The organism is Undibacterium parvum (assembly GCF_003955735.1).
Lineage (GTDB): Bacteria > Pseudomonadota > Gammaproteobacteria > Burkholderiales > Burkholderiaceae_D > Undibacterium > Undibacterium parvum.
Window position 1 is genome coordinate 154,428 of sequence record NZ_CP034464.1, and the last position, 22,825, is coordinate 177,252.

13 protein-coding genes are annotated in these 22,825 nt (G+C 52.5%); 3 read left to right on the top strand and 10 right to left on the bottom strand.

The window, feature by feature from the left end:
- Positions 1 to 130 precede the first annotated feature (130 nt).
- The 3 genes from EJN92_RS00730 to EJN92_RS00740 form a co-directional block, all read right to left on the bottom strand.
- Complete coding sequence (locus EJN92_RS00730; protein ID WP_126126082.1) at positions 131 to 5,992, bottom strand: Ig-like domain-containing alpha-2-macroglobulin family protein; 5,862 nt, start codon at positions 5,990 to 5,992, stop codon at positions 131 to 133.
- Positions 5,993 to 5,994: 2 nt separating this feature from the next.
- Positions 5,995 to 7,881: an MFS transporter gene (locus EJN92_RS00735; RefSeq protein WP_126126083.1), complete on the bottom strand. Its 1,887-nt coding sequence runs from the start codon at positions 7,879 to 7,881 to the stop codon at positions 5,995 to 5,997.
- A gap of 135 nt (positions 7,882 to 8,016) precedes the next feature.
- Positions 8,017 to 8,955 carry an ion transporter gene (locus EJN92_RS00740; RefSeq protein WP_126126084.1) on the bottom strand — a complete coding sequence of 313 codons (939 nt, stop codon included), beginning with the start codon at positions 8,953 to 8,955 and terminating at the stop codon, positions 8,017 to 8,019.
- Positions 8,956 to 9,221: 266 nt separating this feature from the next.
- Between EJN92_RS00740 and EJN92_RS00745 the strand changes: the two genes are divergently transcribed.
- On the top strand, positions 9,222 to 12,551 hold the full coding sequence (locus tag EJN92_RS00745; RefSeq protein ID WP_126126085.1) for a S41 family peptidase: 3,330 nt from the start codon (positions 9,222 to 9,224) through the stop codon (positions 12,549 to 12,551).
- A gap of 96 nt (positions 12,552 to 12,647) precedes the next feature.
- Here EJN92_RS00745 and EJN92_RS00750 read toward each other — a convergent pair whose 3' ends face one another.
- A complete protein-coding gene (locus EJN92_RS00750; RefSeq protein ID WP_126126086.1) occupies positions 12,648 to 13,472 on the bottom strand; it encodes a DUF2189 domain-containing protein in 825 nt (274 codons plus the stop codon).
- Positions 13,473 to 13,793: 321 nt separating this feature from the next.
- Here EJN92_RS00750 and EJN92_RS00755 point away from each other — a divergent pair, with 321 nt between their 5' ends.
- Positions 13,794 to 14,591, top strand: a complete 798-nt coding sequence (locus EJN92_RS00755; RefSeq protein ID WP_126126087.1) for a type IV pili methyl-accepting chemotaxis transducer N-terminal domain-containing protein — start codon at positions 13,794 to 13,796, stop codon at positions 14,589 to 14,591.
- Positions 14,592 to 14,614: 23 nt separating this feature from the next.
- On the opposite strand, the gene EJN92_RS00760 is transcribed toward EJN92_RS00755, so the two are convergent.
- Positions 14,615 to 15,577: a GGDEF domain-containing protein gene (locus tag EJN92_RS00760; RefSeq protein WP_126126088.1), complete on the bottom strand. Its 963-nt coding sequence runs from the start codon at positions 15,575 to 15,577 to the stop codon at positions 14,615 to 14,617.
- A 529-nt stretch (positions 15,578 to 16,106) separates the two neighbouring features.
- On the opposite strand from EJN92_RS00760, the gene EJN92_RS00765 reads away from it, so the two are divergent.
- The gene (locus EJN92_RS00765) at positions 16,107 to 17,252 is read left to right on the top strand and encodes a porin (protein ID WP_126126089.1); all 1,146 of its coding nucleotides are present in this window, start codon (positions 16,107 to 16,109) and stop codon (positions 17,250 to 17,252) included.
- Positions 17,253 to 17,406: 154 nt separating this feature from the next.
- Here the strand turns inward: EJN92_RS00765 and EJN92_RS00770 are convergent, their stop codons facing one another.
- From EJN92_RS00770 to EJN92_RS00790, 5 genes are all read right to left on the bottom strand, one after another.
- Positions 17,407 to 18,603, bottom strand: coding sequence for an ABC transporter permease (locus EJN92_RS00770; protein WP_126126090.1), 1,197 nt, complete (start codon positions 18,601 to 18,603; stop codon positions 17,407 to 17,409).
- On the bottom strand, positions 18,600 to 19,781 hold the full coding sequence (locus EJN92_RS00775; protein WP_126126091.1) for an ABC transporter permease: 1,182 nt from the start codon (positions 19,779 to 19,781) through the stop codon (positions 18,600 to 18,602). The genes EJN92_RS00770 and EJN92_RS00775 overlap by 4 nt, the downstream gene beginning before the upstream one ends.
- Positions 19,782 to 19,786: 5 nt before the next feature.
- Positions 19,787 to 20,764: an HlyD family secretion protein gene (locus EJN92_RS00780; protein ID WP_126126092.1), complete on the bottom strand. Its 978-nt coding sequence runs from the start codon at positions 20,762 to 20,764 to the stop codon at positions 19,787 to 19,789.
- 75 nt (positions 20,765 to 20,839) lie between these two features.
- On the bottom strand, positions 20,840 to 22,249 hold the full coding sequence (locus EJN92_RS00785) for a TolC family protein (RefSeq protein WP_170174842.1): 1,410 nt from the start codon (positions 22,247 to 22,249) through the stop codon (positions 20,840 to 20,842).
- Positions 22,250 to 22,361: 112 nt separating this feature from the next.
- Entirely contained in the window at positions 22,362 to 22,802 is a 441-nt protein-coding gene (locus EJN92_RS00790; protein WP_227869639.1) for a hypothetical protein, read from the bottom strand.
- Positions 22,803 to 22,825: the final 23 nt, after the last annotated feature.

Sequence of the window (22,825 nt, forward strand, 5' to 3'; positions counted from 1 at the left end):
AAAGCAGCTAAAGTTATTCAAATTTTCAAACAATGAAGGAAACAGAGTGGTCTAAAAACTGACTGAGCTCTGAATCTTCACAGAATAATTAGCCGGGCTTTCCAGCCCAGCCTACGATGCTACACCTGGCCTACTTCACACTCATCCCCGCATTCGGTGACTCGCCAAACATCTCTGGTGCGTACATGGCTTCTACCCTGGTTTGCGGCAGTTTGAATTCGCCGACGTTGTTTAAACGCATGGTGTAAGAGATGCTGAATTTGCCCTTAGGTACGAACTGGTAATAGGCGCGATACGATTCAAAGCTGCGCTCTTCATAGGCCATCCAGGCTGCGCTGTAATCGGGCTCGCTGCTGACGACGCCAGTAGCGTTGGCGGCAATCGCTGAATCGCGCCCCAGACCAGAACCCAAGAGACTGGCACCACCGGGTATCGGGTCAGTCAGCACCACCCAGGTCATGTCGGTCTGGGCATCGACATCGATATTGACGCGCAGGATGTCGCCACGGCTGTATTTGCCTTTCTCTTTTTGCTCGATCGCCTGCACGGTTTTAGTGATGCGGTAACCGCTACTGAACGGCGCTTTGAGCGTGACTGCCGCCAGCGACTGCAGCGTCACCCAGGGCTTGCCCTTGCCTTCGTGACTGAGCTTGATGCTGTCGGTGGCGCTGCCTGCTGCCGGCCATGGCAGCATTAGTTTGCCGCCACTAGTCGGGCCCCAGTTGTAGGTCTGCACAGGGCCGCTGACGGCGGCCATTTGCAGATTAGCCTTGCTGCTACCGGCGACTTTTTCGGTCTCAAACTTAAGCGCAAATTTCTCCATCGCCAGGCTGCCCCAGACATTGGCGGTGGTCGACATCCAGTGACCGCGTACCTGCCTTTGGATAGAACCGGTCACCAGTTTCGACATATCGTCGGCCCAGGCTGGATTATTCAGCGTCACCAGAATCAGGCGATTGGCGCTGTTGTCGCTATTGCCCATCAGCCACCACCAGTAATCGTCTTGCTCATTCGAGAAGCCCATGCGAGTGCCCTGGTAGTTCAGGCGCGCACGCAAAATTTGCTCGGCTTCTTTTAAGTAAGCTGCGCGCTTAGCTATAGCAGGCGTGTTTTGCAAGATTGCCAGCCAGTCGATCACGGCCGAAGTCGGCCACAGATTCGGGTTGATCTGTATCGAGCCCAACATGCGCTCCTGCACCTGACCGTAACGTGACAGCGCTTCTAGCGCCGCCAGTTTGCGCACTTCCAGATCTTTTTTCGGTGACCAGAAGTCGCGCGTGATCTTGCCTTCAACAAAGGCTGCCAGACCTTGCAGCATCTTGTTGCGGCTGGCATCGGGCACGGCATAATTGGCTTCGTGCGTGGCCGAGATCAGGTAAGCGGTTAAGCTATCGCTACCACGGTTAGCGCTGCTTTCACCCGGCGGGTAGTAATATGCCAGACCATCGCCATCGAGATAACTAGGCAAGTCACTCGCCACTTTTTGCCATTGCGCAGCATCACGCATGCCTATCGCACGCGAGGTCTTTTGCTCCAGACAAGAGTAAGGATAATCGTTGAAATACTTGCGTATCCCCTCTTGCGATCCGGCCAGACTAGGCATCAGAGAAATCGCCACCCCACCGCGCCCCGGCAAGCCATCGGCCGGCTGGATAATTGGCATACTGAGCGCCTTATCAAGCTGCATCAAGCTCGCTTGCTGCACCGTGACTGGCACCGCAGGCACCACACGCTGGGTAAATTTCAAGGCGTCTTTGACGCCAGCGCCACCCTGCTCTTGCGCTTTGAGTTCCCACACCAGTTGTTGCTTATCCTCTGGCAGCGCCGATACTGGCACTGTCACGTTCCAGTTAACTTCGCGCGCTTCGCCCGCTGGTATCGCGATGTTTTGTTTAGGCAGCTCGGCGGCCAAGCCCGTCACCGTGGCCGCTACTTGCACCTGCATCGCGCGGGTGGTGGTGTTTCTGAGTGTCAGCATGGCAGTAAACACATCGCCCTCACGCACCAGCGGCGGCAGACCAGAGATGATTTGCAAATCCTGAGTGGCGCGGATACTGGCACTGCCAGTACCGAACAGGCCCTCACCATTCAAGGCGATCGCCACGATCTTAAAGCTGGTCAAAGCATCGTTCAGCGGCACGTCGATCTGGGCGCGACCATTGGCGTCGAGGATCAGCACTGGTTTCCACAACAAGAGCGTATCGAACAGCTCGCGGGTTGAGGATTTACCACCGCCACCACCTGCCGCTACCGCCTTGCGGCCATAATGGCGTTTGCCAATTACCTGCATCTGCGCGGTGGCGGTCTCGACTCCGTAACTGCGTCTTTGCAGCATGGCGCTCAATAGATCCCAACTACCATTCGGTTGCAACTCGAGCAGGGCTTCATCCACCGCCGCGATGGCGACTTCGGCACCGGCGGCTGGTTTGCCATTGGGCAGCAATACTTGTACCGTGGCTTTGGCACTGGTGCGAATAGCGTAAGTCGTCTTGTCGGTAGTGACCGTAACAGCTAGTTTATGCGCAGCAGTGCCTACTGTAATTTCTGCGATACCGTATTTATAAGCGGGCTTAGCCAGATCCACCGTGGCGCTCGGGTCTTGATATTCGCGGAATTCACTCCACCAATTCAGCGGTTCTTTCCAGCCCCAGGTGAAGAAAGAATACCAGGGCACTTCGCGCATGCGGCCACGCACTGCCAAGACCGAGACAAACACGTTAGGACCATATTCGGCCTTAATCGGCACTTGAATACTAGGGTCGCGGCCATTGAGTTGCACCAGCATGGTCTCGATCACGCCTTCGCGCTCTATCGCCACCAGCGCTGTGGCATAGCGGAAAGGCATACGCACCTGGAAGCTGGCGGTCTCACCGGCTTCATAGTGCTTACGCTCGGGCAGCACATCCATGCGATCCTGATTTTCACCATCGAACCAGATTTCGCCACGGCCAGTCACCCAGGCTGAGGTTTTAGCCGTGGCTGGCTTACCGTTCTCGTCTTTGGCTTTGGCCAAAATCTCTATATTGCCAGGCTCGCTCAGGCTGGCCTCGCAGATAAACAGGCCGCGCTCATCGCTCTTACCCGAACACAGGGTGCCCAGATCCTTGCTGCTGGACGCGTTTTCATAGGCATAAAAACCGCCGACCATGCGCTTGCGGTGAGAGTTGTTTTGTTTGGCAATCCCTGTCAGTTCTAGCGCCACACCAGCCTTAGGTTTACCATTGGTGTCGAGCGCGATCGCGCTTAAAGTAATTTTCTGTTTAACCGAAACCCACTGACCAGCTTTGACACCGACCAGCACTGCCGACGACCATAAGGGTGTTACCGCGCTGATGGTCTGAATCTCGCCATTCGGATCGGCATAGCTCATCTCGGAGAGCAATTCTTGCGGCTTGACGATGGCAGGCAGATTCTTAATCACGGTCTTGCCAGCGCCGTTCTTATCTAGCGTGACCGGCAATTTGTTGGCGACAATTTTTTGTTCGTCGGCCGACTCATCAGCGTTTGCTGCGGCATAAAAAGAATATTCTTCATAGGCAGGAAAACTAAGCGCTTTACTCCGCAGCAAACTGGTCACTTGCACCGCCAGGCCAGAGGCCCCGCCGCCATTGAGGTAGTTAAGCTGCACTCCCAGCGGTATTTCTTTCGGTGCCACCTGCACTTCTTTTGGTGGAGTAATGCGACCTTGTAGCAAAGGCAGACGGAACTCTTCTACCCTAAAACTGCCTGTGGTATAAGTGCCCTGACCGTAACGCGATTCGTCGTAGCCATCATTCTGGCTTTCTTCATTACTCAGCTCTGCTTTGTTCTCTATTTTCCCTTTATCCAAAACGATCTCATAAGTACCGAGCTTGGCTTGCGCTGGCAACTTGAACACCGTTTCGGCCGCACTTCTGCCGCGCCACACCAGCGGAAACTGGAATTCCTGATTACTGCCCTGATGGATAATTCTGGCCCTATCCGGCAATAACTCGGCCTTTTGCAAGCCGAAACCACGCAGATTTTCTATGCGTATCACGTGCTTCATAGACACCGTTTCACCAGCGCGGAACAAACTACGATCAAGCACAGTGTGGGCCCTGACGGTTGCCGCTTTATCGGTATTAGTAGGCAGGTTAAAGCGATACGACTCTATGCCGTTATTCCATGAGCTGAGCGCAAAGGCCATATCGGCGCGGCCCTTTTCATCGGTTTTACGGGCGCTGACAAAATAACCGTTAAGCTTGACAGGGTTGTTAGTGTCATAGCCGTAATTATTGCAGGAGCTCCCCAGAGAATTTGGCAGCATCGCGACGCCTTTGACATCGCTAGTACCGCGCCAGACTTCCTTACCCCAGCAATCAGAGATACGAATATCGGCTGCGGCAACTGGCTTGGCTTGATCTAAAGTGGTGACCCAGACTGCGCCATTTCCACGTCCAAGTTTAATATGCACCGCCATATTCGTCACCAGGGCGCTGGTGCGCACAAACATCGGTGCGTCCTTGCCCAATAAGGCGCTACCGAGTTTTTTCGACTCCAGTTCGACCACATAAAAACCCGGATCTTTGAGCGGCAAGCCGATCACCTCGAACGGCCGTGAAGACGGATCAGCATTATCTGGCATCGCTGGCAGATCGAGCTTACGCACGCCCGCTTCCTTGGCTAACAAGCCTATGCTGCGGGTCTCAACCGACTCGCGACCTATCGTGACGCGGCTCTCGTGGTAGGCATTAAGTTTGGCGATCCAGTTGATGATGGCGGCATCATCACTGACTTTCAGATTACTCACTTTACCCGGTGAATTTTTACCATCGACACTACGTACTAGTAAACTTTTTTCTACGTTTCTAAGCGTCACCGGCAAAGTGGCATCGGCATTAAGTTCTATGATGCCGAAGGGCGCGGCAGGGAATTTCGCCAGCGGCGGGAAATCTGCAGTCGCAAATTTCAGAGGAAACTGTGCTGCATTGGATAAAGTGCGGCCACTCTCATCGACCAGTTTGGACGGCAGCACGATCGCATATTCGGTCTTTTCGGCAAATGGTGGTTTAAAGCTAATCGATTGCACCATGGCTTCTTTGTCGTCACGCTGAAACTCAGGTTTAACGCTGCCCTTACTGCCTTTGATGAGAATATCTTCCGCCAGTTTGCGGCTGATGGGCGAGCTGAAATACAGAGTCACTGGCGAGATCGGGGTGCAAGCGGCATTCGCGTTTTCGCGCTGGCAACTCATACTGGCGCTAAAAGCCTTACGGGTATTAAAGCTGAAGGTTTGCGGCTTAGACGTGGCCAGACCGCTGGCGGTGGCGATGCCCTTATCCCACACCAGCTTGACTGCCGCCTCATTCGGAAAGCGTTGCTGGCACTGGACTATCGTGACACGAGCGCCATCTTCATTTGGTGCAAAATGTTTTAACAAGGCGGCGCGCGCGTCTTTTTCGACAAACTTAACCGGCACTCTTTCGTGTACGCCTTCAATTTCGCAATACAGATGCTGGCGTATGCTGGCCTCGGTAGCCGCTCCGTTTTGCGTCAATATAAACGCCTGCTCTTCTTCTATGCTGCCGCCCTCATACGGCTGCACACGCAGCACGGCCGGGCCGCCGGTAGAGAATTGAAATGCTGCCTTGCCGGTCAGGAGATTGCCGCCCACCGTCTTAAAGCCGGGCTTGAGCGTGAAGCTACACTGAGTACCAGGTGGCAGGTCGCGGTTAAAATCAAAAATCCAGTTTTTATCATCGGCCCAGCGTGAACTACCGGCTTCGCTGCACTTAACATCAAATGGTGCGCCCGCTTTCGGGTCACCAAATGCCACCGCTGATTCTGAAAAAGTCGCTCTGACCTGACGGATCTGGGCAACCTCTCCTTGCGGTGAAAATTTGACGACATTCGCGGCCAGCGCATGTGATGCGCCAGCCAGCGCTAGCAACACAAAAGCAGAAATACCTGCCGCAACGCCTTTAAGCTTACTGTTAAGCTTACTCACAGAGGCCAAGGATAAATTCTTCATGATTATTTCCAGTCACCACGTAATTGTTTGACTTTTTCTTGCAGCATGATGGGGTTCACAGCGGTGGGCAATAAGGATTCACCGACCACCAGTTCCAGCTTAGAAAAGGGTCCACGGCGGAAGGCGCGCTCAAAAGCATTGCCCTTGCCACGCGTTAAAAAGCTGCCCCACAGACCCCGCAAGGCCATAGGAAACACCGGTACTGGGCTACGCTCTAAGATCTTCATGACGCCGCCCCTAAATTCATTCATATCACCGGTGGTAGTAAGCTTACCTTCAGGGAAAATACACACCAATTCGCCTTCATGCAGTGCTTTGGCAATATCGATATAGGCTTTTTCCATCAGCCACGGATCTTCCTTAGCTGAGGCTATCGGGATCGCCTTAGCTGTCTTAAATATCCAGGATAAAAACGGGATCTGGAAAATGCGGTGATCCATCACGAAACGGATAGGACGCGGGCTATACGCACCGATGACGATTGCATCCATGTAGCTAACATGATTACAAACCAGCACCGCAGCGCCCTCTTCCGGCAAACGATCGACATTCACGCCTTTGACTCTGTGCACGGTATGCAGCAGCAACCATGCAAGAAAGCGCATCAGGAACTCTGGCACCAGACTAAAAATATAGATAGCGACGATCGCGTTCAAAATAGCCGTAGCTAAGAATAATTGCGGAATAGTGAAACCAGCGTTAAGCATCAGCATCGCTGCCAAGGCAGCTACCACCATAAACACGGCGTTGAGGATATTCATGCCAGCAATGGTGCGCGACAGATGTTTAGGATCGCAACGCGTCTGTATCAGGGCAAACAATGGCACGATATACAGACCGCCAAAGACACCTATCATGGCGATATCAAACAGGATGCGCCAGCTACCGGTCTGATGAATAAAACCCAGCATATCGACCGCAGCGGTATTGGTGTAAGTGAGACTAGACAGATACAGATCTACCCCGAATACCGACAAACCTATAGAACCAAACGGCACCAAACCTATCTCTACCTTATGGCCGGAGAGGCGTTCGCATAATAAAGAACCGGCACCGATACCAAAAGAGAATATGGTCAACAGTAAGACAAACACATAATGATCGCCATGCAGATAGTCTTTGGCGAACAGCGGGAATTGCGCCAGGATGATGGCGCCATAAAACCAAAACCAGGAATTACCCAGCAGCGACAAAAATACCGGCTTATTTTGCTTGCTGAAACTGATATTGCGGATAGTTTCAGTAACCGGATTCCAGTTAATTTTTAATTCAGGCTCAGGCGCTGGCGAATGCGGTATCCGCAGGCTGGCTAACCAACCGACAATAGCAATCGCGATGGTCCCACCGGCCACCAATTGTATGCCCCAGCCTTCTTGCACGACCAAGACTGCACCTAGTATCTCGCCCATCAAGATGCCAACGAAGGTGCCGGTTTCTATTACGCCATTACCGCCTACGAGCTCATCGGTCTTCAGATGTTGCGGCAGATACGCGTATTTAACCGGGCCAAACAAGGTTGAATGGATGCCCATACCGGCCACTGCAGCGACCAGCAACCATAATTGATGGGTCATCCAACCGCCAGCGGCGATACACATGATGATGATTTCTAAAAGTTTTACCTTGCGCGCCATACCGGCTTTTTCAAACTTATCGGCAAGCTGCCCAGAAGTGGCAGAAAACAGCACGAAAGGCAAAATGAAGAGACCGGGGATCAGATTATTTAATAAACCCACATCCATGTTGGTCCAATGCAGGGCATCGTAAGTGAGGATGGTGAGCAAAGCGGTCTTGAACACATTGTCATTAAAAGCGCCTAGGAACTGAGTCCAGAAAAAAGGCGCGAAGCGACGTTGCTTGAGAAGTGCAAACTGACTGTGTTGGCTCATGGAGGATTTCGCTAAGGAAAATTAAAAAATGAAAGCAATTATAATTTAATCATGCTTTACTTGAATGAATATCTTAAGTGCCGGGAATGCTGGGAGCACTCCTGATGCGCTTAGCGCTACACTGATCGCTGCTCTTTAGCTGCTTTCATTAGCTTCGCGCTGATACGGCGGCAAGCTGGCTCCGCAATGCAGGCAATACAGGGCCTCGCTAACATGCCCCTCGGTCAGGCATTCGTGGCAGCTGCGCGTGGTAGGTTGAACTGGTTTAGTCTCGCGCCTTTGCGCGCCCATCTCCGCCGTCACGATCCCGGTCGGCACCGCCAATACGCCCCAGCCTAACAGCATCATCATCGAGGCAATCAAACGACCTAAATCGGTTTTAGGCGTGATGTCACCAAAGCCCACCGTAGTCATGGTCGTGATCGCCCAATACACACTGATAGGTATACTGGTATAGCCATGCTCTGGCCCTTCCACCAAATACATCACGGTACCCATAATCAGCACCACCATCAAGACCACGCACAGAAACACCAGTATCTTGCGCGAACTGGCACGTAAGGCGCGCCCCAAACTGCTGAATTCTTCCAGATAGGCGGTCATTTTAAACACTCGAAACACCCGCAACAGGCGCAGCACCCGCACATCGACCAAAACATACAACTCTGGAAAAAATAGGGTGAGGTAACTAGGCAGCACGGTCAGTAAATCGACGATACCAAAAAAACTGCGGGCGTAACGCCAGGGGCGGCGCACACAGACCAGACGCGCCAGATATTCGAGTGTAAAAATCGCGGTCAAGCCATACTCGACCCAGGTCAATAAAGTGCCATGACTGGCATTAAAGCTGGCCATACTATCGAGCATCACCACCAAAACACTGACCAGGATGGCGATGATCAATCCTATATCGAAGTAACGTCCGGCCCGGGTATCGGCCTCGAAGATGATCGTGTAGAGCGACAAACGCCAACCAGCCAGGGGCTTATCGAGCAATTGTTCGGTACCTAAGTCTGAAGACTGCGGCCTAGCCCTAGTCTGCGGCTGGTCTTGATGAGTGTGTGCTGGATTCATGCTGGCAGCTTAACTGAAGCGGTATGCAATTTCAATCAACAAACTGCCACGCAATAAAGCACAAGCCGGCTAATTTCATAGATCTATCCTGGCACTAAGCAAAATTTTATGCTGCTCAATTTGCTCATCCTGGTATTAGCTATGTTTGTGTCTAGTCCAGCGCATTCCTGTAAGTTTTAAGCGAAAAACTATGTAAGAATCTTCGCCTAAAAGTGCCTACCATAAAAATTAAAAACTAAAAATTTCCTAATGAGACTCTCATCGATATGAAAATAAGCAAACTATCCCCTTTAGTCGTGACGCTCAGCCTGAGCGGCTTACTCGCCATCTCTTGTACGAGCGCCTTTGCCGCCGCCTCATCTTCATCATCCTTAGCTTACAGCCGCTTCCCGGCGATACGGGGCGACAGCGTGGTATTCACATCTGAAGGCGACCTGTGGAAAGTTGCCGCCACTGGCGGCCAGGCACAAAGACTGACCTCACATCCGGCGGCCGAGATTAATCCAGCGATTTCGCACGATGGCAAATGGATCGCTTTTTCGGCTTCGTATGAAGGCGCACTGGAAGCCTATGTGATGCCAGCGGCCGGCGGCGTACCTAAGCGTCTGAGCTTTGAAAACAGCGCAGTCAACGTCTTGGGCTGGACTGCGACGGGCCAAGTGCTGGTGAGCATGCAGCGCAGTAGCGGCCCCTCCGGGCATAGAGTCGTGTCGAGCATCAATCCACAAAACATGCTTAGCCAGGTGTTTGCAGTGGCCGACGCCAACGAAGCGGTCCTCGATGACAGCGGCAAATATCTGTACTTCACGCGCTATGGTCTGCAGATGACTAACGACAACGCGAGGAAGTATAGAGGCGGTACTTATGCCCAACTATGGCGCTATGAATTACAAGGCAAGGGCGAAGCCACCCCAGTATTTGCAGATACCGGCAGCATCAATCACAAACGCCCTATGTGGTGGAATAATCGTCTGTACTTCTTAAATGATGAAGACGGTGCCTACAACCTCTACTCAGCCAATCCGGATGGCAGCGAACGCCGCCAACTTACACATCACAAAGACTGGGAAGTGCGTAATCCTTCCCTGGGCGATGGCAAAATCGTCTACCAGCTTGGCGCCGATTTGCATGTCTTAGACCTTGCTACATTAGCTGATAAGACGCTGGAAATTGCCCTGCTATCCGATTTCGACCAGCAACGCCAACGTCAAATCAAATCGCCGCTGGAGCATCTGACCCATGTGGAACTGGCAGGCAAACAGCAACGCCTGCTATTCACCGCACGCGGCCATCTTGCAATTGCTGGGAATAATTCGCAAAGACGGGTAGAGATCGCCATCCCTGAGGGCTCTAGGGCGCGCGAGGCGGTGTTTTCGCATGATGACAAATCGGTGTACGCCTTGCTGGATGCCAGCGGCGAAAACGAAATCTGGCAATTCGCCGCCGATGGCACAGGCAAGGGGCATGCCCTCACCAGCGACGGCACTGTACATCGCTGGAACATCTACCCTTCTCCAGACGGTAAATGGCTGGCACACACCGACAAGCGCGGCCGCCTGTATCTACTCGATCTGCTCAGCAAGGCAAATATCCTGATTGATGATGGCGGTAAATTCGGCATAGAAAAACATGAAGAAGTAAGCTGGTCGGCCGATAGTAAAACCATCGCCATCGCGCGCCCGTTGAAAGATCTGGACCGCCGTCAAATTGGTCTCTATAGCATAGACAGCAAACAACTGAGCTTCGCCACCAGCGACCGTTACGATAGTTTTTCACCCGCTTTTTCTGCCGATGGTCACTGGTTGTATTTCATCTCCAACCGCAATTTTCAGGCCAGCAACCCGGCGCCTTGGGGCGATCGGAATATGGGCCCGTATTTCGACAAGCGCGGAGGCGTGTATGCCTTGGCGCTACAAGCAGGTCAGCGTTTCCCCTTCAAGCCTGAAGATGAATTAAGTAAAGCCAGCAAGCCAGAAACCCCGGACGAGAAAAAACCGGAAGACAAAAAATCTGGCGACGAAACAAAGAAATCTGCGCCGTCTATCAACTACACAGATCTAAGCCAAAGGCTATACCAAGTACCGCTGGCGGCCGGCAATTACCAGGATCTGGCGGTCGATGACAAACGTCTGTATTTTATGGAGCGAGAGGGTAACGAAGAACGCAAGTTCAACTTGAAAACTTTGGCGATTAGCGCTGCAGCGCCCCAGCCGGACTTATTTGTCGGCGGTATCCAAAGCTATCAACTATCCAGCGCCAAGAAACATCTCTCCTATAGAACTGCCAGCACGACCGGTACCGGCGAATTTGTGATCGTCGAAGCGGGTGCCAAACAGCCAGCTGACATCAGCAAAGCCAAAGTGAAGATGGATGACTGGAGTTTCCGTTCCACTCCGCGACTAGAATGGCAGCAAATATTTCTCGATGCCTGGCGCATGCACAGAGATTTTCTGTTTGATGATAAAATGCGCGGTGTCAACTGGGAGCAAATGCGCAGCAAATATGCGCCACTGGTAGAGCGCGTGAGCGATAGAGCCGAGCTCAATGATGTGTTGGCGCAGATGATCAGTGAAGTAAGCACATTGCATTCGCAATTTCGTCCCGGCGATATCCGTAAAGCAGAACCCGATGGGAAAAATGCCAGCCTGGGTGCGGTCTTGACGCGCACTGCTGAAGGCTATCGAATAGAGCACATCTATCGCAGCGAGGCCGAACTGCCATCACAAACTTCGCCTCTGGCGCAGCCCGATCTGGATATTCAGGACGGCGATGTGATCACCGCCATCAACGGTCGCCCAGTATTAGAAGCGCGCGACATTTCTGACCTCTTACTTAACCAGGTCGACCAGCAAGTGCTATTGCAAGTTAAGCGTGGCAAGGCCGCGGCCAATAACTTCATCGTCACCCCGGTCAGTATGGAAAAACACGCAAGCCTGCGCTATAGCGACTGGGAACAAGGCCGCAGCAGCCGCGTACATAGCGCCTCGCTAGGTCAGATCGGCTATCTGCATCTGCGCGCCATGGGCAAGAATGACATCGCCAATTTTGCCCGCGAGTTTTATGCCAATATCAATCGTGATGGTCTCATCATCGACGTGCGTCGCAATAATGGCGGCAATATCGATAGCTTTATCATAGAAAAACTCTTGCGCAAGGCCTGGGCGTTTTGGACTTCACCCAAAGGCGTGATCGGCACCAATATGCAGCAAACCTTCCGCGGCCATCTGGTGGTCTTGATTGATGAGCTCACTTACTCGGATGGAGAAACCTTTGCCGCCGGCATTAAGGAGCTCAAACTGGCGCCACTGGTCGGCAAACGCACCGCCGGTGCCGGGGTTTGGCTGGATGACCAAAACACCCTGGCCGACAATGGCATGGCGCGGGTCGCGGAAAACGGCCAGTTTGCCGTCAGCGATGGCCGCTGGCTGGTAGAAGGCACAGGCGTAACACCGGATGTGGAAGTCGACAATCTGCCCAACGCCACCTTCAAGGGAGAAGATAGGCAATTGGAAGTGGCCTTAAGTATGCTGCAGAAAAAAATTAGTGAGCAAGCGATAAAATCCTTGCTGCCGCAAGCAATACCCGTACTGAAGTAAAACTGAAAAGTAAAACTGAAGCAAGGGCTGTAAATTCAAAAAAGGGCGCTGATGCGCACGGCATCAACACCCTTTTTTTTTCAGGCTCAATTACGTTTAAGGCGTCTCGCCGTGTCGCCCCACCACTTCCCGGTAGGCATGCCAGGTAGCGTGACCAACCACAGGCATGGCGATGATTAATCCCAGGTTCCAGCTAAAGAATCCCAACACCACCAGAGCGACGATCATCACCGCCCAGACTAGAGTGGCAGGCACGTTGATAAACAGCGACACCGTACTGATGATCATGGCAGTAATTGCGTCGGTATCTCTATCCAACATCAAAGGTATCGAGACCCAACTGATGGCAAATACCAGACTGGCAAACACAAAGCCTATGCAGCAATACACGGCAATAAACTCCAGATTAGCCAGCGAAAATAACTGGGATAAAAAACCGTGCATGGTCGGCATGCCCTTGTTATAGAACAGCGCAAACACCACCAAAGAAGCACGCGCCCAGACCAGCATGATCACCGCCAGCACCAGCGCCAGGATACCGATATTGCTCCAGCGCCCGCGCATCGAGAATAGCGTTACCAGCATGCCGCTTTTTTCGCGTTCCAGTCGGCGGCTGATATCGTACAAACCGAGTGAGAGTAAAGGTCCTAGCAATAGAAAGCCACACGACATGGCAGACAAATATTGTGGTGCATGTGCCAGCACCGTGTTTAATAGCCAGCCCATGGCGGCAAAACAGAGGCCGTAAAATAGACTGACCTTAGGCGCAGCCAGAAAATCTTTCCATCCCAACTGCAACCAAACTAACGCACGAAACATCCCTACCCTGCGGATCGGTGGAAAAGGCGACTCTTCATCGATGACGGTTTTAATATCCGGCGCGGCGCTATCACCTGCCCTACCGCTACTTTGCTGCGACATACTGGTCTCCTGTGTCAATTATTTTAGATGTCCGTGTCATTTTTCATGATCTGCATCAATACCATGCTAAAGCAATTGCTAGCAGTTTGGCAATGCACGCCTGACTAATCGCTCATAGTATTTCGCTTAAAACACATACTCCCCTATCAATTTATAAAAACATGCCGCTTGCGCACATAAACATTGGGCAAAAAATAATACTAGGGTGGAGTATATAAATTAAGCTTGAGACCTCCCATACGACCTAGCTCGTCAGAACTATTGCGGCATTGCAACACCTTACCTAGACTGCAAGCTTCCCCATGATCTAACGAGACCCTTATGAAGCGTAGAAATTTTCTGGCTGTCGGCCTGCTCTTGGCGAGCAACTTCTCTGCAATCACTAGCGCACAGGCGCAGGTCAGCAGCATGGGTGAGGCCATCAATAAATCAGGTCGCCAACGCATGCTCTCGCAACGCATGGCCAAGGCCTATCTACAAATCGGACTGGAAGTCGATCTTGAAAAATCGAAAAAAATTCTCGATCTTTCCTTGTCTAACTTTGATCGACAGGCGGTAGAGTTACGCGCATTTGCGCCTACCCCGGAAATAAAATCAGCACTGCTGGAAATGGAAAAAACCTGGAGTAGTTATAAAGAACTTCTGGTCGGTAAGGTCGCGAATAAACAAGATGCCAAAGCCATACTCTCCCTGAGTGAAGAGATGCTGCGTATGAACGACAGCATTACCACTCAACTAGAGAAACATGCGGGCACCAGTAACGGTCAATTAGTCAACTTAGCCGGTCGCCAGCGCATGCTGTCGCAACGTATGGCCAAGTATTATCAAGCCGCGCAGTGGGGCCTGATGCCGGCCGATGGCAGCGCCAAGTTAGAGGCGGCCCGCAAAGAATTTATCGCCAGTATGAACACCCTCAGCAAGGCGCCCATCAATAACACCAGGATTAAGGAAGAATTAGAAATGGCGCAGCAACAATGGCTATTTTTCGATAACGCGATCAAACAAACCGAAGACAGCAAAGGCCGCAATATGGCAGCAACTAACGTCGCCACCACCAGCGAGCGCCTGCTGGAAATCATGGATAAAGTCACCAACCTGTATCAGCAAATTAGCGGGTGATTTTTTTTGTGGGGGGGAGCAAATCAGTCTGCCATGCTGACCTGATTGCGACCAGATTGTTTGGCCTCATACAGCATGCCATCGGCACGCTGAAACCAGGCATCACTACACTCAGCTTCGCAGCGTTTGGCAACACCTATCGACACCGTGACCTGGTAGTTTGGGATCAGCACGGTAGTCTCTACCAAACTGCGCAATTCCTCGGCAAGAGTCTTGGCCGATTCTTGATCGGTGCGCATGGTGACGATTACAAATTCTTCGCCACCAAAGCGAAACATACTATCGATGGCACGGATGCGCGAGCGCATCAACTCGCAAAATTTCACCAAAACCTGATCGCCAACCGCATGCCCGAACTGATCATTGACGTATTTAAAGTGATCCAGATCAAGCACAAATAAACAGGCATCGATACGCGCATTATGCGGCCGAAACAACTCGGTCATTTTGCGATTAAAGGCACGTCGATTACCGACCCCGGTCAAAAAATCCAACTCCGCTTGATGATTGAGTTCCAGATGCTGCAGATTGGTACGGTAAGAAAAAATGTAGGAAAAGAGATTAATCAGCACCAGAGTAATGGCAACACTAGAGAGGTCGAGAAAACTCATGCGCCCAAACAAAATCTCCATCAGCACGCTCAGAGAAACCGTATTGATCAGCAGAGCTTCGCGCGCATTGAGCATAAAGAAAGCCGCAATCATGGTCGGATACACCCAATACACAATGACCTGCCCTTTGACATACACCGAGGCCAACATGCCGATAGAATAAAAGATGGTTGCCAGTATGCTGGCGGCGCGTATTTTCTGAGTAAACCAGACAAACACGATGATGGCGCTGATCATAAAGACGATAGACAAATCGACCGCCGCCAACACCCAATTGCCCTGCAAAATTCTGACGACACCAAAGGGCAGCACACTCACGATGGTCGAACCACCGAGCATGAAAAGGATAGTCTCTTCCTTGGACCGCTGTAACATCGCATTTCTCACGCCGAATTCCCTGTATCTGCAGACAATTATCGAAAAAATATTTTTCACCACGTACAGCGATGTACTTATTAAGTTACCACATTATCTGTAACATAAATTTACATTTCCGAATGGCAATGTTATTTAACAACAATAAAACACTAGCGTTTTGCATTTGGTTTAAAGCTAGTTTGCGGCTTGTGTGCGGCTTTAGTTGCAAGCTTGTTTCACTCTGACGCCGCGAAAAAAATACCGGACTTTGAAACTGAACGCTTCGAATACCTGGCTGGTATCGGCTGAAAAAAACCACCAAAAGCAGGATAGAAGCTTCCTTCTAAAATTTGGCGTTCCAAATGTGCGTAATGAAGAAAAACTGATGGGTTTCAGCGTTCGCAGCAAGATTGGTTTAATTAACATCGATATTCGATAACAATAGGTATATTGTTAATCTCGGCATTTGGTAGGTGCTAGTGCCCACGCAAGTCTGAATGTCAAGAGTAGCCTCCGATTTCCTGCATTGCATTTCAGCGAGAACGCCATGTCAAAAATTGCCATTCAAACCCTGCTGTTCGCGAGCTTAATCATAGCTAGCACCGCGCAAGCACAATCTAAAGTAAGCGTGTATGGGCGGCTTAATCTTGGCCTGGTTCACTACAGCGGCTATGGCTTAGCCAGCCCTACTCTCACATCACAAAACAATCTGGCTAGCCGTATCGGCTTTAAAGGGATGGAAGAACTCGGTAACGGCCTGACCGCGTCCTTTGTCATCGAAAGTTCGCTGAGCCCAGACACCGGCAGCGGCACGATAGGCGGCCGGGAAACCAGCCTGGGTCTACAGGGTAATTTCGGCAAACTTAGGCTAGGTTATATGCTCACTCCCTTAGATGATTTTCACTCGGTCGCCGGACCCGGCTGGGTCACCAATGTCAGTAATGATAATCAGAATGGTTTTTGGGGCAATGGCTATAGCAACATCAATAATGGCGAAGGCAAAGTCTGCAATGGCAGCGTCGCTGGCACCGATAGCGGCAACAATTTTTCCTTCGATAATCGCTACGGAAATTCGCTGCGCTACGATAGCCCGGTTTTCAACGGTCTTAGTTTTGCCAGCCATATTTCATTAGCCGAAAGCAGTGCAGCTGGCTGTCGCAACGCTTACGCCTCATCGAGTAAATTCCAATATGCTGATCAGGATTTTATAGCTGGCGTGGCGTACAACTACCATCACAATGCGCGCGGCCCGGATCTACACGATCATCTAAGTTTATTCTCGGCCGGCTATAAGCTGGGCAGCCGCGCCTATCTTGGTGCCTACTTTCAGGATCTGCACTACGCTAACCCAGGCAAGCGGGCGCTGAGCCAACAGGGCTACGGCATCATAGGAAAACTGTACCAGGGCGCCACCAGCTTTGAACTGGGCTACTACCATGCGGGAGCCGGCTCGGGCGATCAGACTCCGGTATTTTCCGGCGTCTTTATTGGTGATGGCAGTGCCTCGGGTTTAACTAGCCTGGGTGCCCGTCATGCACTCTCTAAGCAAACCGATCTATGGGTGCAAGCTTTATACTTGCGCAACGGCAGCCGTGCCGATTATGTATTGGGCGGTTTCGGCAAAGCGGGCGGCACCGGCAATCCGGGGCAAGCCAGACAAGCTTTGGCGATGGGTATCAAATATGATTTTTAGGGCTGAGTTTAGTGCTGAATTTAGTGCTGAATTTAGTGCTGAACTTTATTAAATAGCTGCCCTGCCAACACGCAATAGGCATGCGGCCTGCAGGCCAGATACCGCCAGCAGGCGCATGTTGATTGCGCTGTGGCGGCATCTGTTTTTGACTTTATCAGCTCTTCTGTGCTGCGCGCTTGAGCATCCACACTGCCACGCCCATCCAGATAAAACTGAGCAGCCATAGATGCGATAACTGAGGCAACACCTCTGCTAAGCTAGCCCCCATTTGATTCACTGCTACCAGCGCTTGTATCCCAGCACTGGTAGGCAGGGTTGAAGCCAGCCATTGTAGCGGCAGAGGCACGGCTTCTAAAGGCCATGAGATGCCGCTTAAAAACAGTAAGGGTATCGAAGTTGCCACCGCCAGCATAAACACCGCTTCGCGCTGACGCGCCCACGCCCCCAGGGCGATACCAAGTGCCGAACTGGTCAGCACGAACGGCAACAACACCAGTGCCGCCAAAACGAAATCGCCACCTCGTGGGTAATCCCAAAACCAAAACACAAAACCAAAGAAAAACAGACCATTAAGCATGCCTATCAGCGCCAACAACAGCCAAACGGCGAGTGCGCGCGATGGTCGTCGCAACAACCAGCGCGCCCGGGCGCGGCCACGCTGACACCAGCTACCGGCCATAATCGAGGCACCGATCAACAGGGTTTGCTGCACAATAATCACCGCTACCGCTGGCACGATATAGCTGGCGTAACCTTCGCTCTCATTAAATAGCGCGTCAATTTTTAAATGCACGGGAGCGCGCTGCTCAGCGGCCTGCTGCGGGCTGGCACCACGCGCCTGCCGTTTGGCGATCTCTATGCCAGCCGAGAGTGTCCCTACGCTTTTGGCAAAGCCTTCCAACACCATTTTATTCAGGAGCAAATAACTGCCATTGCCCAACACCGGTAAAGTCATGGCCTGCCCTTGCGTGGCATGGCGCGCCAAACCTGGGGGTATGATCAGCACGCCCTCCACTTCGCGCCTCCACAAGGCTTGCTGCGCCTGCATCTGGCTAGCCGCAACGAGCTTCACATCTAGCCCCGGTGAGACTTGTGCAAAGCGCACTAACTGGCGTGACAAACTACTCTGGTCACCATCCACCACCGCCACGGGCACCCGTCTGATCTGCTCGGTGGAATACGGCAAAGGATAGAAAAACGCATAGAAAGCGCCAGCCGCGACCAGCAACAACAAGGCACCACTGTCGCGCCGCAAATAACGCCAAGTCAAACGCCAGCTGCTTAAAAACTCCGCCATAAAATGGTTTTTGTTCTGGCTATTGTTGCGGCTATTACCGAGACTCTTGCTCATGCTCGTCCCCAGGCATAAGCACTTAAGCAAGGCGAGATCAGCCTAGGCACCAGCAGCCAAGGCAAAATAGCCATCGCCGCTAACACCCCCAAGTCATCTAAGCTATAGATTACCGGCGCGCCCATACCCCATTGCTCCGCCTGTAGTCTTAATAAATGGGTCAGTGGCAGCAGCCAGGCCCAAACCTGCGCCGCCAGCGGCATCGCCATCAAAGGATAGCCTGCACCGGAATAAGTAAACGCCGGAGACGCAATCACGCCCGCCACCGACAAGCCCATGCGCAAGCTGCGCGTTGCCAGCACAGCCACCACGCCCAGCGCCGCGTTGGCCACTAAGCCCAGCAGATGAGCCAGCAATAACAAAGGCAAGGACCCGGCAATCGCAAAACCGCGCAGCAAGCCAAGTCCAAACACCATGCCGCAAGTAAGCAAGGCCAATGGCGCCAGATTGATGAATAATTTCGCAGCCAAGGCAATCAGTAAATTACCATCTGCATGCTCTAGCCAGACCTTGACCGTGCCATGCTTAAGCTCGCGGCCAACACAGGCCACCGCAATGAACATTGCAAATAATTGCAGCAAAGCGGTGCCTAATGCCGGGACTAAAAACGCTTCGTAATTCATGCTGCCGTTAAATAAAGTCATCAAGCCCGGTCGCAAGGGCTCTAGATTATTCATGGCTGATGCGGCCGGCTCGCCTTGCGCCGTACGGATTTTCAATTCAGCACCAGCCGAAAACAATGCCAGCGCAGTTTGCACCTGGCTTTTCACCATACCGGCTGCGGTCGATTGCTGAGCGTTGACCTGCAGGTGCACGGTGGGGGCGACGCCACGTTTAATGTCCCGCTCAAAATCACGTGGCACCAGCAACCAGCCGACCGCATGACCACTACGCACCGCTTGCATGGCAGCGACTTCATCGGGCAGTCGTAAACTAAGGCTGAGCGTTGGCGAGGACTCTAGTAATTGCAAGAGTTGACGTGAACTGGCTGATTTATCGTGATCAACCCAGACCAAAGGCAAATTGCGTGGCAGACCTGCCGCCAACGTCCACCAGAGTATCGCCAGCAATAGCAAGGGCCACCAACTCATTAAAGCCAATTCCCAGGGCTTGGCGCGCAAGGCCAGCCACTCACGCCGCAACACGCGCTGCCATGCTGATGGTTTCAACTTAGACACGGACACTAGAGCGTCACACTCACCAACACCGACATACCAGGCCGCGCCCCAGCCAAAGGCTTGACTGGGCGCGCCTTGATTTCAAAGGTCTTGGCATCAAAGTTGGTACCGCCAGGTGCGGCGCGCCAGGTGGCAAAATCGGGCTGGGCCGCCAAGGCATAGACCTCGAATTCGACTTCTTTTAAATTCAGTGCGGGGATCGCTGCGGTAAATTTTTTGCCTTTCTGAAAGCGGCTAAGCAAATCTTCGCGCACATTCAAGACCATCCAATTGCGCGCCAGATCGGTCACCACCACCACCGGCACCCCAGCGGGCGACAACTCACCGACCTTAGCATTCACCTTGGTCACTTCACCTGCCACCGGGCTCGTCAATTGCGACTCTTTTAATGCCGCATTCACTTCGGCCACAGCGCCACCCGCCTGACGTAATTGCGCCGCAGCAGCCGCTTTATCTTCGCTACGGGCACCCGCTTGCGCCATCTCGTATTGTGCCTGCGCGGCGCGCGCCAGATCGGCATTGGCGCGCCAATTGGCTTCGGCTTCATCGCGTTTTTGTGTTGCGATCAAGCCATCGCGTGCCAAACCATCGACTCGCTTGAACGAAATTTCCGCCAGATTTGCCGCTATCGTAGCGCGTTGCGCGTTCATCTGTGCCATGCGTATTTCTTCTTTGCGGGCGCCGTTTTGCGCTTTATCATTCAGTGCTTGCGCCGCATCCCTGACCGCATTCGCTTGCTGCGCCTTGGCTTGAATTTCCGGCGCATCCATGACGATCAGATGGGTACCGGCAGAAATGAGCTGCCCTTCGGTGACCAGTACCTGGCTGACCCGCCCCGGCACCTTAGGCGCAACCGAAATCTGCTCGGCCTCCATTTGCCCCTGAAACTGTATAGGCCCGGTCCGCCCAGACAACCACAAACCTAAGGCGATCACAGCAGCCACCAGCGCCAGTACCAAGATTGGAATTATTTTTGTTTTCATCAAAGACCACTCGCTATCACTATTCAGACTAGATTAAATTTAATGTACACAGCTCAAAACCGAAAGACCATGATCTCATTGAGGATGCTGAATATCAGCGCTCTGTGCCAGTTGCGGGAAATTTGCCAGCTCGCCAGTCGTGCTCAGTAAAGCCACCAGCGCCATACTGTATTCATAGGCCGCGCCAGTTTGCTCTGCCTGTACCTTGGCCAGATTCAGTTGCGCATCAATCACTTCGACCGCAGTCCCCAGACCAGATGCCAGACTCTTGACGCGTAGGCGCAGATACTCCCGCGCCAACTCCTCGTCAGCGCGCAGCGCCAGATATTTCAATTTGGCTTGATCCAGATTGCGATAATTGCGCTCGACTAGCAAGGCGATATCTTGTCTGGCCTGACGCTCTGCCTGATCCACTCTTTGCGCTGCTGCCACGCTAGAACGTGACAAGGCTGCTCTATCGGTGCCATCAATCAAGACCCAATTAAGCACGATGCCGACCATCCAATCCGGTCGCCCCTTATGCGGTTCTGCCACCCCATAGGCAAACACACTAGGTTTATGTATGCCCTCTTCAATCTGATGCAGGCCCTCGGTTTGCTGACGTTTGGCGCTGACAATCGCCATACCCGGATGCGCGGCCAGCGCGCGGGTGACATAGTGCTCTAAGGGTTCCAGATCTCGGGTATCGACAAATAAAGGGGTCGCCAACACCGCTGCCGCATATTCAGTATCGAGCATAGAATCCAAAGCACGGCGCGCTAGCGCGCTATCATGTTGGGCCTTAGCGGCATCGCGCAGCGCATTGGCATACGCAACATCGGCCTGCAAGCGTTCAACCTTGGCCAACAGACCCGCCGCTTCCATACGTTTGGCAGTAGCCAGATGCTCGGCCACGCCTACTCTGGCGGCCTCACGCAATTGCGCCACTTGCGCAGTCGCCTGCACCCCGAAATAGCGCTGTATCAAAGTCGCTTGTACTTCATCGCGCTCTTGCTGTGCATTCGCGACACTCTCAGAAGCGCGCCCTGCTGCCACACCGCGCACCCCATCGATGCGGCCACCAGTGTACAAAGGCAGTATGGCATTCACGAAGCCCACCGCACCGGTTTTACGCACATGCAGATTCACCGAATCTGGCAAAGTCGGAATATCTATCGGTATCGGCAAAGCACTCGGTGGAATAGGCAGACCGCTGATCATGCCGTTGATATTGCTGGCGTAGGGTTGCAGGCTAATATTTTGCTGACGCTCAAAACTATAGCCCATACCAGTGAGCGCGAGGATGGGGCCACCAAGACCAGCCACCGCCTGCACTTGCTCCTGTGCCTGCGTCACGGCAGCATTCGCCCCACCCAACTTACCCGAGTTCTGGCTAGCCAAGGCTAAGGCCTGACTAATACCAAGCGCTTGAGCGGCATAGGCAAAATCAGCCAAACAGCACTGAGTCAGTGTCCATGCAATACCCATGAGCAGAGGTTTTTTCATTACTACATCCATATCTAAAGCAAAAAACGCGGAGATTCGCACTCATCTTTGAATCTCGAAAACATCAAAACATCTGTTCGCCCCGACTAGTTCAGGGCAAATAAATATAAGATTATTTATTCGTGGCTGGGACAGATGCAGCAGCCGCATCCGGCGCCTCTCTATGTACCACCACGCCAGGAGAGATGGAGATGTCATTCGCCACCGTCACCTTGGTGACATAGTGACGCGTCTCACCAAAACACGAAGTTGGCAATCCCACTTTTTCTTCGTAATGCAAAGTCACACGACGCCCCATTACCTCGGTCAACTCGGCCGCCACTTTTTCATCGTGTACCGAAAATTGGAATTTTTCTACCGTGGCGCTACCTGGCAAAGACACCAAAGCCAATTCGCCTTCCCAGGTTTTACAGACCCAGCCCTTGTTCGACAATTTCTGTATCCAGCCAGCCCTCTCACCCGAGGAGTAGCTCCAATTTAAGGCCGCATAAAAATATCCCGTCACCAGCAAAACCAGTATGAGTACAGCAAGGAAAATTCGTTTAAAAGTCATGATAGGTCTTCTTCAGGTAGGTA

Excerpts from the sequence above, each read along its gene's own strand:
- EJN92_RS00760 (WP_126126088.1), bottom strand. The coding sequence starts at position 15,577 with ATGTTACAGCGGTCCAAGGAAGAGACTATCCTTTTCATGCTCGGTGGT.
- EJN92_RS00780 (WP_126126092.1), bottom strand. The coding sequence starts at position 20,764 with ATGAAAACAAAAATAATTCCAATCTTGGTACTGGCGCTGGTGGCTGCT.
- EJN92_RS00790 (WP_227869639.1), bottom strand. The coding sequence starts at position 22,802 with ATGACTTTTAAACGAATTTTCCTTGCTGTACTCATACTGGTTTTGCTG.
- EJN92_RS00785 (WP_170174842.1), bottom strand. The coding sequence starts at position 22,249 with ATGAAAAAACCTCTGCTCATGGGTATTGCATGGACACTGACTCAGTGC.
- EJN92_RS00745 (WP_126126085.1), top strand. The coding sequence starts at position 9,222 with ATGAAAATAAGCAAACTATCCCCTTTAGTCGTGACGCTCAGCCTGAGC.
- EJN92_RS00740 (WP_126126084.1), bottom strand. The coding sequence starts at position 8,955 with ATGAATCCAGCACACACTCATCAAGACCAGCCGCAGACTAGGGCTAGG.
- EJN92_RS00735 (WP_126126083.1), bottom strand. The coding sequence starts at position 7,881 with ATGAGCCAACACAGTCAGTTTGCACTTCTCAAGCAACGTCGCTTCGCG.
- EJN92_RS00770 (WP_126126090.1), bottom strand. The coding sequence starts at position 18,603 with ATGAGCAAGAGTCTCGGTAATAGCCGCAACAATAGCCAGAACAAAAAC.
- EJN92_RS00765 (WP_126126089.1), top strand. The coding sequence starts at position 16,107 with ATGTCAAAAATTGCCATTCAAACCCTGCTGTTCGCGAGCTTAATCATA.
- EJN92_RS00750 (WP_126126086.1), bottom strand. The coding sequence starts at position 13,472 with ATGTCGCAGCAAAGTAGCGGTAGGGCAGGTGATAGCGCCGCGCCGGAT.
- EJN92_RS00755 (WP_126126087.1), top strand. The coding sequence starts at position 13,794 with ATGAAGCGTAGAAATTTTCTGGCTGTCGGCCTGCTCTTGGCGAGCAAC.
- EJN92_RS00730 (WP_126126082.1), bottom strand. The coding sequence starts at position 5,992 with ATGAAGAATTTATCCTTGGCCTCTGTGAGTAAGCTTAACAGTAAGCTT.